General features: G+C 40.4%; 9 protein-coding genes. 4 read left to right on the top strand and 5 right to left on the bottom strand.

The genetic code is table 11. From position 1 onward, the window contains the following. Positions 1-247: integrase core domain-containing protein (locus tag ACH97_RS22725; protein WP_144486805.1), on the top strand; the 247-nt coding region annotated here is incomplete at its 5' end. 78 nt (positions 248-325) lie between these two features. Here the strand turns inward: ACH97_RS22725 and tagH are convergent. Both tagH and tagG read right to left on the bottom strand, forming a co-directional pair. Next, complete coding sequence (gene tagH / locus ACH97_RS05110; protein WP_020453148.1) at positions 326-1,909, bottom strand: teichoic acids export ABC transporter ATP-binding subunit TagH; 1,584 nt, start codon at positions 1,907-1,909, stop codon at positions 326-328. Positions 1,910-1,929: 20 nt separating this feature from the next. Next, positions 1,930-2,757: a teichoic acids export ABC transporter permease subunit TagG gene (tagG, locus tag ACH97_RS05105; protein ID WP_020453149.1), complete on the bottom strand. Its 828-nt coding sequence runs from the start codon at positions 2,755-2,757 to the stop codon at positions 1,930-1,932. Positions 2,758-3,106: 349 nt separating this feature from the next. Here tagG and ACH97_RS05100 point away from each other — a divergent pair, with 349 nt between their 5' ends. Further along, positions 3,107-5,626 carry a glycosyltransferase gene (locus ACH97_RS05100; protein WP_020453150.1) on the top strand — a complete coding sequence of 840 codons (2,520 nt, stop codon included), beginning with the start codon at positions 3,107-3,109 and terminating at the stop codon, positions 5,624-5,626. 51 nt (positions 5,627-5,677) lie between these two features. Here ACH97_RS05100 and ACH97_RS05095 read toward each other — a convergent pair whose 3' ends face one another. Then, positions 5,678-7,807, bottom strand: coding sequence for a CDP-glycerol glycerophosphotransferase family protein (locus ACH97_RS05095; protein ID WP_020453151.1), 2,130 nt, complete (start codon positions 7,805-7,807; stop codon positions 5,678-5,680). Between the two features lie 142 nt (positions 7,808-7,949). Beyond that, positions 7,950-8,339, bottom strand: coding sequence for a glycerol-3-phosphate cytidylyltransferase (tagD, locus tag ACH97_RS05090; RefSeq protein WP_020453152.1), 390 nt, complete (start codon positions 8,337-8,339; stop codon positions 7,950-7,952). Positions 8,340-8,701: 362 nt separating this feature from the next. On the opposite strand from tagD, the gene ACH97_RS05085 reads away from it, so the two are divergent. Together ACH97_RS05085 and ACH97_RS05080 are read left to right on the top strand one after the other, a co-directional pair. Beyond that, positions 8,702-9,481 (top strand): WecB/TagA/CpsF family glycosyltransferase, encoded by a 780-nt coding sequence (locus ACH97_RS05085; RefSeq protein ID WP_041817470.1) that lies wholly within the window; start codon positions 8,702-8,704, stop codon positions 9,479-9,481. 19 nt (positions 9,482-9,500) lie between these two features. Then, positions 9,501-10,664 carry a CDP-glycerol--glycerophosphate glycerophosphotransferase gene (locus ACH97_RS05080; protein ID WP_048350729.1) on the top strand — a complete coding sequence of 388 codons (1,164 nt, stop codon included), beginning with the start codon at positions 9,501-9,503 and terminating at the stop codon, positions 10,662-10,664. Between the two features lie 28 nt (positions 10,665-10,692). Here ACH97_RS05080 and ACH97_RS05075 read toward each other — a convergent pair whose 3' ends face one another. Then, positions 10,693-13,323 (bottom strand): N-acetylglucosaminidase, encoded by a 2,631-nt coding sequence (locus ACH97_RS05075; RefSeq protein WP_020453155.1) that lies wholly within the window; start codon positions 13,321-13,323, stop codon positions 10,693-10,695. Positions 13,324-13,422 lie beyond the last annotated feature (99 nt).

Raw genomic sequence — 13,422 nt, 5'->3', positions numbered from 1 at the left:
ATCTTATGAGTATCAGAAAGCTGTTAATATAAAGGGCATTACCACGAGCATGTTCCCCAAAGGGACGCCCGCTGATAATGCCTCCATCGAATCGTTTCATTCCTCACTAAAGTCTGAAACGTTCTATCTTAACAGCATTGATCGAACTACGACCACCATCGTAGAACGCACTGTCAAAGAATATATTCTTTATTATAACAATATTCGTATTCAAACGAAACTAAACAACCAATCACCGGTAAACTAATGGCAATTGGCTGTATAAAGGTGTTTTGATCCCTGTCTCAAAAACGGGGGTCAGTCCCGAATGTCCAATAGCCTTTTCTTATTTCGATATCAAGGTCAGCGTACGTTCTTCATTATCAACTACAAAAACCTCATCATCTGTATTGACAAGGAAACGATCCTTCTTGTCATCATATAACACATCGCTGTCACTTAGTGATAATGACGCAGGAATAACGGGGGAAATGTTATAAAAGATAAGCTCAGATGCTTTATCATTCTCCAGCACATAGCTGATTTTTTCATAATCAAAATCCAGCGTCTTTCGGCCGTCAGCGGTATCTCCTACAGTATATCCATTCAGTTTCGATTGGATGTTGGTACTGCTGTCTCCCAGGAATTTCAGGAAGTATTCATAGGAAGAAGCCGCATTTTCCGGAATATAAGGCGTAAAGGCCGCTGCCTGCACCTCAGCATGTTTCACGTTTGTTGCAACAGCGCCCTGCTTTACAAAATAAGGATGCCCGTTAAACTTTATTTTTGCTGCTTGTTTTCCTTTTGCAACTACCTTCACCTCGGTACCGAATGGCAGTGCAATATCAGCCTTCTGTTTCAAAGCTTGATCCTTATAAACAGACGCTTTTTCATCTGCGATAAACCCTTGCTTATTGACTGCGGTTAAGCGTTCCTCTGTCTTGCCCTTTGCATCGCCATCATGGTTCTTCACTTCGTTTTGCGGAATAGCGCCAAACGAAACAATGGTACGAAGCGGTGTGTTAAAGAACATTGTTCCTGCGGTAAAGATTGTCAGGATAGACAAAATAGCAATTTGAACAGCATTAGCCAGTGATTTCGGCTTTTTCTTCTTTTGACGGAAACGAGCAAACGCTTTAGGATCTTCTTTCTTCCGCTTTTCCGTTTGTTCCTTTTTATATGTTTCTTTTTCTTTTTTCGACAGTTTATTAAACCAGTCAATAAACGCTTTATACTCTTTAACAACCGTTTTTGTATCATCAAACATACGAAGCTCGCCGTAGTGCATCCAAGCGACGCGATCACACATCTTTTCAATCTGGCCGATGGAGTGGCTAACAAAGAAAATGGTTTTTCCTTGCTTTTTAAACTCATTAATTCTGTCTACACACTTCTGATAAAACGTTTGGTCCCCTACGGAGAGCGCTTCGTCAATAATTAAAATGTCAGGGTCAATATGCACAGAAATCGCGAAACCGAGACGAGACTTCATCCCGCTGGAATAGTTTTTAACCGGCTGATCGATAAAATCACCAATCTCAGCAAATTCTACGATGCTGTCATACATATCATCAATTTCTTTATTGGTTAATCCCATCATTAAACACTTGAGCCGGACATTGTCCCGGCCCGTCAATTGGTTATTTAAACCGGCCGCAATCGCAATCAGCGACGGCTGGCCGTTCATTTCAATTTCACCACTGGTCGGCGGAATAATTTTAGCCAGCAGGTTAGACATGGTCGATTTCCCTGACCCGTTTATCCCTACAAAGCCGATTGTCTCTCCCTCATACACGTCAAAGGAGACATTCCGCACAGCAAAAAAACCATTATCTTTGGCCGGAAAAAACAATCCTTTAATCTTGTCCGATTGTTTTTTATACAAATGATACTGTTTTGAAACATTTCGAAACGAAACTTTTAGTTTCATCGTAAAATCTCCTTACGTAATTAAAGAAAGTCAACAAACTTGTCTCTAAATTTCATATGCAGGATAGAACCTACTAACAATAAAAGGAATGTGAAGAGCCAGAAATACAGCATGTAAGTTGCATCTTCGAAAAACCAGCTTCCGCCGAGAAAACTGTTTCTGAATCCGTCGATAATATAAAAAAGCGGATTCAGCTTAATCACATTCAACAATGCCGGGTGCTTATCCCCTAGCTGCGTGGAAATATCCCAAAAAATCGGCAGCAAAAAAAACAACAGCCTTGTCACAGATTGCAGCAGGAACTGATAGTCCCTGACCAGTACACTGATCGTTGAATTAAACAAACTGAATGCGAACATAAAAACAATCATGCAAAACAAATAGTAAATATATTCAAGCCATTGAAGATTTGGGTAAATGCCAAACCCAAGGAGCACCATTACATAAATCGCCATCATCACAAAGTAGCTAAACAAGTTAGCCGCGATCGCCACTGACGGAAGAGAGCTGATTGGAAAATTCATTTTGGCCACCATGTTGATTCGCTTATAAACACTGTTTGAACCGTCAAGAATCGTCGGACTGATAAAAAACCAAGGAATTAAACCGGCAAGCATCCAGATGATGAAAGGCACTTCACCGACACCCGTAACCATCTCACTGCTCTTTCTGATTCCGATCCCAAATACAAACCAATAAGCCAGCATCTGAATGAGCGGATTCAAAAACTGCCATAACACGCCCAAATAATTCATTTGATATTTTGATTTTGTTTCGTAAGCCGCCAACCTGATGATTAAAGGCAGCGATAAAAACTGTTCTTTTAACACTCTTATTAATGCTTTCATGATTTATCTTCCTTAGCATAATATAATAGCCGTTACATCGTGCACCGAATAATTGTAACAAATTTTATTCGTTATTGCTATTACAAACAAATATCTAACAGAACGCATGCATGTTATAATAGGAAAAAAACAACACAAATATTTACTCCCTCAATAAGCAATGCGAGAATATCACTCCAATATTATCATTCTTAAGGCTATATTGCTTTATGTGTTTTGTTAGCATATACTTATTAGCGTGTCAAACCTTACTTAAGTCTTCATTTATTAAGATGATCCAAATAATTGGGAATCAAGTAATAGTGAACATTAATTTCTTGGATAGGATTAGGGGAGGAACAGCATTTTTATGAATTTTAAAAGAATCAAAAAGATAGCGAAGAGAAAAATTCGCTTCATAATAGATCCTTTAAAGGAATACCTTAGCAACAAAAGAGTACGTATTCGAGCGAAATATAGTCAATATGTCTCTCTTCCGATAAAGGAAAAAACAGTTCTTTACGAAGCTTACCATGGACGCAGCATAAGCGGAAACTGTTATGCAATCTTTTTAAAATTAGTTCAAGATAAAGACTTTAAAGATTATCATCATGTTTGGGTTATTAATGATATCAGCGACCCAATGGTTGAAGAACTTAAAAGGAATTATCAAAATGTTTCATTTACATCTGTTGACAGCAATCATTATTTAAAATACCTTGCTACGTCTAAATATTTAATTAATGATACTTCCTTTCCATTTTACTTCGTTAAACGGGATGAGCAAATATACATTAATACCTGGCATGGAACACCTTTAAAAACGCTTGGCTTGGACATTAAAAATCGCGGAATGTCAACTCACAAGAACATTCAGAGAAACCTGCTCCACAGTGATTATCTTATTAGTCCTAACCAATTCACTTACGAGAAATTGCTTAAATCGCATGACATCTTTGAAATTTATGCCGGAAAAGTCGCAGATATCGGATATCCGCGAACAGATCTTACATTGAAAACAAACGGTGAAGAAGTAAGAAAAACGCTTAATATTCCTTTAGATAAGAAAGTCATTCTGTATGCTCCTACTTGGAGAGGGACAGTTGGAAAAGAAAACGACACCAGCCAAGTGCTTCTTGATGAAGTAATGGCTATACAAAAATCTATGGGCGATGATTATATCGTCTTATTAAAATCTCATTACTTCACATTTGAATATTTCAAAATAAATAAATTGGATCATTTATGTGTACCAAATTGGTATGACACCAATAAGTTGCTTGCGGCTGTCGATATTCTTATAACAGACTATTCAAGTATTTTCTTTGACTTCTTACCATTAAAAAAACCGGTCCTCTTTTATATGATTGATCATAAAGAATATGAAGCTGAAAGAGGCTTCTACTTAGATATTGATAATCTGCCGGGACCGGTATGTGAAAACCTAAACGAATTAATTGATAAACTGCAAAATGTTGACATACTTAAAAAAGAATTTAGTGAACAATACGACAAGTATCTCAAAGAATTCTGCTACAATGATGACGGTCAAGCATCAAAACGGCTCGTCGATATGATTTTCAAAAAGCAAAATCAAGAACAGCTCATAAGCACAGAAACAGATAAACAAAAACTCCTCTTCTATTGCGGAGGTTTTTATAACAACGGAATTACGATGTCGGCAATCAACCTCTTTGATCATATTGATTATTCAAAATATGAAGTCACTGTTATTGATAATGCCAATGAACATAAAGACAAATGGAAAAACATCCGAAAACTGAATCCGAAAGTTCATGTACTATATCGTCCTGGTGTTTTTAACAAGACGCTTAAGGAGACTTATGAGCACCAATTGGTTTTACGGAGAGGCATTTATACTGACTCTATGTCTAAAACAGCTCCGGTAAAAGCTTACCAAAGGGAATTAAAACGAATTATCGGAAATGCAAAATTTGATATAGGGATTGATTTTGGGGGCTATAATAAATTTTGGTCAATGTTATTTGCATTTGGACACTTCAAGACAAGAAGTATTTACCTCCACAATGATATGATGGAAGAGTACAACAAAAAAATTAATGGGAAATATAAACACAGAAAGAACTTAAAAGTTATATTCTCTTTATACAAATACTACGATAAAGTGGTGTCTGTAGCTAAATCAGCTAATGAAGAAAATTACAAGAATCTTCGCCAATTCATTCCTGATGCTGATGGAAAAATGGTATATGTCGACAATGTTATTGGTTCCAAACAAATCTTGAAAAATAAAGATGTAAAGAGCACAGTCCAGACAAACGGTAGGGAATATTTAATCCTTCGTGAGCATGACGAAGAAAACCCTAATATACTCAATATTTTTGGCCTGACGATTCCGAAAAAAGAAGATTATAATTTTATCAACATCGGCCGTCTATCACCCGAAAAAGGGCAAGAAAAATTAATCAATTCTTTTGCTAAGCTGCATAAGGAATTTCCAAATGCTAAATTGTATATTGTAGGAGATGGACCTCTGAGAAAACAGCTGGCATTGCAAGCTGAAATGTTAGGCCTGAAAAACGATATTATTTTTGCAGGTCAACTCGAGAATCCTTTTGTTTTATTAGATGAATGTGACTGTTTTGTCCTATCTTCCGATTATGAGGGGCAGGGTCTCGTCCTAATGGAAGCCATGATAGTCGGCAAACCTATTATTGCTACTGATGTTACCGGTGTACGTTCAGTTCTTGAGGGGGGCCTCGGATTGCTTGTTGAAAATACCGAAGAAGCACTTACAGAAGCTATGAAGAAATATATCACAGAAGGTATTGAATATCAGACCTTTGATTATGAATCATATAACAATCATGCACTGCAGCTCTTTTATAAAAATGTGTGTCAGTCCTAGTTCGAAACAAAAAACAGCTTGAGTATAAACTCAAGCTGTTTTTTCATGGGATTAAAATATAGTTTTAACGACCCGCTCAGAAGCTTTGCCATCTTCAAACGAACAAAATTTTTCATAAAACGACTCATAATTCTTGTGTAATTGAGGGTCCCTCAGCACCCTTTCTATCTCTTCCATAAGCTCGGATTCATTGTAGATCAATGTTCCAGGTGCTTCTCTTTCAAGATCAAAATAAAATCCTCTTAAAGTATCCCTATAATTTTCGATATCATAAGTGTAGAAAATGATAGGTCTTCTTAAATTTGCATAGTCAAAAAATACAGACGAATAATCTGTAATTAAAATATCACTGATGAGATACAGCTCTCTAATGTCGGGATACAGTGAGGCATCGTATATAAAACCTGCATACTGTTCAAAATCAAAGCTTTCAGCTACTAGATAGTGCATTCTCAACAGAATAACAGAATCTTTTCCAAACTTTTTTTGCATCTTGTCTAGATCCATTTGAAGCTGGAACTTGTATTTTCCCTTAGCATAAAATTCATTATCCCGCCATGTCGGTGCATATAAGATGACCTTTTTATCTTGGGGGATATTCATTTTTCTCTTTATGGCCTTCATCGTTTCCGGGCGGTTGTCTGTGTACAGAAAGTCATTCCTCGGGTAGCCGGACTCAATCATTATTTTGTTAAATTGAAAAGCGCGGGCAAAGATTTCGGTTGAATAACGATTCGGGGATATTAAATAGTCCCACTTCGATGCTTCTTTAGTGAAATTTTGCTTGTACTTCTCAGTGTTGGTGCCCGGCATGTGCACTTCTTCCATATCGACGGCAAGCCTTTTCAGCGGAGTCCCGTGCCATGTCTGCACATATGTCGTGTGCTTTGGTTTCGGTATCCATAAAGGAAGCCGGCTGTTTACAACCCAATATTCCGCCCTTGCCATGGCAAACAGCCACTTCAGCGTGAATCGGTTAATATAAGGGACATTTTTTTCTTCGAAAATTTCTGTATAACTCGGGTTTACACTCCATATTAAGTTGTATTCCGGATGATGTTCCTTCATATATTCGTAAATTGCTCTCGGATTGCAGCTGTACTGCTTACCGGCAAAGCTTTCAAAAATGACGGTTTTCTTTTTAACAGGCAGTTTGCCGGCCAGTCCAAAAGTAAAATAGTATGCTCTCTTTATCATGCCCGAAATCTTTTTCTTTACTTTATTCTTGCCTTTGCGAATGACTGACATCAGCCTTTTGCTCTTTCCTTTGGCAAAATAAACCGCACGGGTTTTGATCGTATAGTCGTTCATTCTTAGACGCATACCCCGTTTTCGTTTCTGCCGATAGATGTGAAAGCGAGCCGGTCCTTTTTTTGTGTCAACAATTGAAAAACGGTCTATATCATCTATAAGCCTGAATGCCCTGCTTTTTATAACGGTTTCCTCCCCTGTTACAGCATCTTCACCTACGTATTCTATATAAAACTGAAAGAAAGCAGGCATCCTGTTCTCTTCATACAGCTTTTTCAGATCGATTTCAGCCTCAAATCCAACGGCCTGATCTGAAGAATGAGCTGACAAATCGCCGCGCTGAACGGCTTTTAAAGGAAAATTGAAAACCCTTTCCTTATCTTTTTGACTAATTTCTTTTAAAACCAGCTTTTTGCTTTTTATTATCGAACGTTCTTCCGCATCGAGCAGAAAAGTATAGCCTCTGATCATTAGTTTTCCTTCGGAGCTTAACTTAATGCTGTCCGGTTCCGCCACTGCTTTTCTCCGTGAAACATCAAGAGCGAAGTGGCCTTTTCGGGTCTTATACGGCAAATAAATAAACTGTTTGGCTCGATCCTGGTGCCAATACAGCTCAATCGGTTTTGAGGCTGTGTAAATCCTCTTTTTACATTGATTTTTTTCATTATTTTCATATAGCACATAAAAATCGATGACCGTTTCGTCCATCATCAGGTTAGATAGGTTATCTAAAGATATCTCCGCTGCTTTTAACTGCTCTGAATCGCTTATTTGGTTACACGTTACACGCATCTCTTTTTTCGAATTGCGGTTCACTGCCAAAATACCGACATGATTAAGAGAGACAGAACTTTCGAACACAAAATAGAGGCGAGTATCGTTAACTTTTATTTCCCGCAGCTGAAATTTTAACGGAATTGCACTATCCATAAAATCAGTCTACTCCTCTTTTTTTATTCAAAAGCAAAGCCGTTCATACTTATTATATTAAAATGATTCGTATACGAAACAAAAAGCACTTCTTACCTTTTTTTAAGAAGTACTTTTTGAATTTTATTTAACTGAGCCGACATTAAAGGTTCGCGATTTCCTCTTTGATCTTCGTCGTGGAAATCCCTTCGGTTCTCGGAAGGTAAACAACCTCGCAATGATCCTTCAGGAAGTCGAATTTTCCTTCCCAGTCATCCCCCATGACAAATACATCGATGTCATGGTCGATCACATCTTGTACCTTTTGATCCCAGTTTTTTTCCGGGATGACTTCGTCTACATAGCGGATCGTTTCTAGAATGAGCTTGCGGTGCTCATAGCTGTGATAAGCTTTTTTCTGCTTTTGAAGATTGAATTCGTCAGTCGAAATCGCTACGACGAGATAATCCCCCAATTGTTTTGCCCGTTCCAATAACTTGATATGTCCCCAATGTAATAAATCAAACGTTCCATATGTGATGACTTTCTTCATTGTCATGCTCTCCTTTCTAATCTTAAGGCGAAAATCTATATTGATATATCAAAAACACTCGATAAGTTACATTTATTTCACAGGTCTTTACTGATCATTCATTATAGCACATCGCCTATCAAACGTTAAGTATTCTTTAATTTTAATGCAATTCCAAATTTTATCTAAAAAAATCGAGCGTTTTCTGAATAAGACGTAAAAAATCTTAATCTAATGTAAAGATATTGTTAATCTTTTATGAATGATCTATGCTAAAATATACGTTAGACCTCCTGAATTTTTGGGTCGGTCTCTTAATCTTCGACTTTTATACATTCGTATATACTTACACTTCTTAAATCGGAAGGAGGAAAAAAACTATGCTGCAAACGGAAACGGTTCATCATCTTGCATATGTTAACGGGGATTTGCCCGGATTTTTGAATCATCTTGAAGAATCCTTTATCGACCGCAATGAGGGGGCGTTTATCGCGACGGTAAACCCTGAGATCGGGTATGCGGCTGCAAAAGACAAAGATTATTTTAATACAGTTTCATCTGCTGACTTTATCCTGCCGGACGGAATCGGCATCGTCCTGACTTCAAGGCTGATCAACAGCAGATTAAAATCGAGGATCGCGGGGTACGATGTATTTATCAACCTCCTGAGCCTGGCTGACCGCAAAAAGAAAAGGATCTTTTTATACGGGGCCAAACAAGAGGTTATTCAAGCTGTTGCTGATCGGCTGTCAACCGAATATCCCGGAATTGAGCTGGCCGGATACTCACACGGCTATGTCAAAGACAAAGGCGATGTTGCGAAGCAAATCGCGGCTGCCAAGCCCGACATGGTTTTTGTAGCTCTCGGATATCCGCATCAGGAAAAGTTTATTTATGAACATAAGCATCTATTTCCTCAGGCGATTGCGATCGGCATCGGGGGGAGCTTCGATGTGTTCAGCGGAAAAGTGAAAAGAGCACCGAAAATGTTCATTAAGCTGAATCTTGAATGGATGTACCGCCTGCTGACCAATCCGACGAGGTGGAAGCGGATGCTGAACATCCCGAAATATGTCTTTTCCGTTCTGAAAGAGGAAAGAGTTCAAAAACAGCGGCACTACTATCCGGAGCAGATCAAAGAGCAATCTAAAATCGATTTGTAGAAAAGAGTTTGGATAACGAATGAATATACGTTCTTTATTGGTTATGATTTACTCGGCCGGTCTCGCTTTGACCGGTTTTATTTTCAAAAGGGTAAAAGCGCGCGACAGAGTTGTATTGCTTGTTTCATTTCCGGATAATGCGCGCGCGCTGCTGGAGGAGTATGTCAACAGCAGCCGGCCGTTTGAATTGGAAGTCCTTTTTACAAGGCACGCCGTTTCCCTTGCAGATGAATATCCTTCCGTTCGCTCGCAAGTGATCAACGAGAAACATCCGATTGATCTCATAAAAGCCGTATATCGGATGTTTAAGTGTAAATTCGTTTTAACGGATAATTATTTTCTCCTGACAAGTGTTTTGAATAAACGCCCTCAGACGACATGCATTCAAATTTGGCATGCATCCGGCGCTTTGAAAAAGTTCGGACTCGAAGATATCGGAAACCGATATCGATCTACCGGCGATATCAAGCGGTTTAAAAAGGTGTATCGTTCATTTGATTTAATCACCGTCGGTTCGGAGAAAATGGCGGACATTTTCAAGCGGTCATTCGGCGTGGAAGATGACCGTTTTTTGCGGACGGGCGTTCCGTTAACTGATGAATATTTTCATGCCGGAAAACAAACAGCGGATCGTCCAGACCAAAAGGTTATTCTGTATGCGCCGACATACAGGGACTATTGTTTAACCTCCGTCCGTCTCCCATTCTCTAAGGAGCAGCTCTCCGGGGAACTGAAGGGAGAATTTTTACTGTTGGTCAAACTGCATCCGTCCGTGCGGGAACAGATTACTTTTGAAGAGCACGAAGGGCTGATTAAAGACGTATCAGACGTTCCGTTAAAGGATTTGCTTATGGAAAGCGACATCCTGATTTCTGACTACTCGTCGGTCGCCTTTGAGTACGCTTTTTTAAATAAACCGATTCTGTTTTTCACGTATGATATGGCAGAGTATAATGAAAAACGCGGACTGATCGATGATTTTGAAGCGGTCATTCCCGGCAAAGCCTGCATGGACAGCGAAATGCTGCTGAAAGAAATCAAAGAAATGTCCGGCACAAAGGAAGAGATCAAGAGGTTTGCACAAGAATGGCATCAATATTCAACAGGCGATGCGAGCGTGCGCCTGTTGAACTTTATGAGCGAGCATATGACGGCAAATAAAAAAAGACCGGCCGGTTCCTAATGGAACATAGCCGGTCTTTTTATGATGATTACCGATAAACCGGCACATCATAGTACAACGTATATTGATCAAGCAATGTATAAAGACTGTACATTCTCCCCACCTGCTTATAAGCCCAGCCGACATCTGTCGCATATTGGTGAAGGGCATTCGGAGACCACCTCATTTTATAGAGCGTGTCCTGTTTGTAAGTCGGGTGGTGAATGTATTTTTCACCGATGAATTTGGCTCCGCCCATAATGGCGGCTTCAGGTGTGAACCACCCTTGTTCATAGGCGTATTTTGCACCGTAGTAAAGCGGGTTGCTGTCGTAAGCCCCGACGCCGTACATATTGTAAACCTTTTTGCCGTTGAACATCGTTCCTTTGGCTAACTCGGAAGTTCCGTTGCCCGTCTCAAGGAGCGAGTGCGAAATGAGGTACAGTTCATTGATGCTGTATGCTCTCGCCGCATCAATGAACGCTTGGCCTTTGCCTGTCAAAATCCCTTTATTATAAAGGATTTTTGCATTGACTTCGGCGGCATTCAATCCGGCCGTTTGCGACAGTTTTAAAAATTGGAAGTATGCCGAGCTGTCTTGTGTGAAATTTTTCGGATTGACATATTTCTCGACTTCATCCCTGCTGGCATTTCGCCAATTCATTCTGATTTTTGCCCAGCCGTTTTCCTGGGAGATGATGTTGACTTTATCCCCTTTTTGCAGCTGTCCGATGATGTTGCCGCTTGTCACAAGGGGGGTTGACCTGATATTCAGCAGATCAGCCGTGACGGTTTGATTCGCCGTATTGATGTAGCTCAATGAAACATATGCCGACGCATCCGTTTGCGGGCTGACTTTCATCTGTTTGTCGACCATCTGACTGAGCGTGATTCCGTAGTCAGTCGTTGTGATTTGGGGGCCGTTTTTCACTTTGATGACATTCACCGGCCAGCCGTAATTCGTTTTGATCCGATTGGCGGCAGCATCCGCACGGTCTTTCCCTGTAAATAGTTCATTGATTGAGATGTGAAACAGGCTGACCGACTTTGTTTGGTAAGTTGCGCTGACATTGTTCTTCTTAAAGACATTCAATCCCTTGTCGAGATCTGCTTTACTTGTGATCTGACCTGTCGTCACCCGGTACTGCCTATAGCCGTACTCACCCGTTTGTTCAATCTTGCCCGGTATATTCTGCTTGCTGAAAAATCCGAGCGCTTGCTGTAATTTCTCCGTTCCGATCAGAGCTTCCGAACTCAATTTGTACCGGCTGTAATATTGGCCGGTCTTCACGGCCTCTGCGTGAATGCCTGCTTCTTTAAAGAAATTGAGCGCCTTCGTCACTTTGTCCTGTTCGTATACGGATTCCGTCGTCAGCTGATAATGGCTGTACACTTTTTTTCCTGTTGGTCCGGCCGTTCCCGCCGCACCGTTTTTCTTAAAGAATTCCAGTCCTTTATTGATTCGCGCTTGGACGGCTGTTTCGCCGGACGCGAGCCGGAAGCGGCTGACGGTCGTGCTGCCGGCGCTTTGAGCAGAAGCCTGAATGTTTTTGTTTTTGAAAAACCGGATGCCGTCGTTTGCTTTCTTTTGATCTGAAAGCGGGACGGAAACGATTCTGAAGGATGTCTGCTTTTTTCCCGTCTTTGCAGCAGTATAACGCCACGTTTTCTTTTTGAAAAAGGCGTCGATTTTTTTGAGGTTTTGACTGTCTACGCTTTTCATGCTTACGATCCAGAAGCGCGCACCTTTTACTTTTTCCGTGCTTGAGGTGAGACCGGTATTCTTTTTAATTTGTCCGGCGGCATTTTTCGCGCTCTTTTCGTCATTAAAATATCCCGATTTCACATTGTAAAGCTGTGCCGGCTGACCGGCAGCTTCATATGCCCCTTTGACCTTGAGTTCTTTTTCAAACTGCTTCAGCAGATTTTTTGCGTTTGTTTCGCCTTGTATCGAACCTGTCGCAATTTTATATCTGGGCTGTTGTTTCTTTACTGTTTCTATCGTTCCTTTAAGGGCAGTTTCTTTTTCAAATCGGACAAGCAGGCTTTTCGCTTTGCTCTCATCTGCGATTTCTCCTGAATAAAGCTTGACGAGCGCTTGCCCCGCTCCGTATGGTGCGTACGACGCTTTGAGGCCTGTCTCTTTTTGAAAACGGTCGAGGATGGCTTTCGTATTGTCTTCGCCTTCGATTCCTCCCGTGACGACCTTCACGTAAGCTTCCCTGTTTCCTGCAATTGTATAGGTCGCTTTCAGACCGGTTTCTTTTTCAAATTGGAGCGCCCATTCTTTGGCTTTTGCTTCACCGGCAAATTCCTTTGATACCGCTTTGGAAAACGGTTCTTTCTGTCCAACCGGACCATAGGACGCCTTCAAGCCGGTTTCTTTTTCAAACTGCAAAAGCAGATTTTTTGCTCTGCTCTCCCCTTCGACACCTTCTGATGTCAAAACGTATGTTGTGCCGTTTTTTCCTGAAGGTTTGACCTCGGCTTTCCATCCCGTGTCCTTTTTCAGTTGTTCTGCCGCTTTGAGCGCTGCGCTTTCGCTATTAAACTCTTTTGTTGTTTCAATTTTGTAGACGGAAGTATCGGTATACGCTGCTAAAGCAGGGATTGCCGGGACTGCCGTATGTATGAGCAAAATGATTGCAGCAAAAATAACGGTTTTTCTAATGTTTTTCACATTCTCTACTCCCCTCGCCTATAAGCCTCTCAATTTCAAAAACTTGCTTTCTCTTTTTATCGGCGAGCCGGAATATTTTTTCATACAATAAAAAAGCTT

The sequence above is a fragment of the Bacillus paralicheniformis genome (genome assembly GCF_001042485.2).
GTDB classification, from domain to species: Bacteria; Bacillota; Bacilli; order Bacillales; family Bacillaceae; genus Bacillus; species Bacillus paralicheniformis.
Note: the sequence above shows the minus strand (reverse complement) of the source record. Positions and strands in the feature narration are given on the sequence as shown.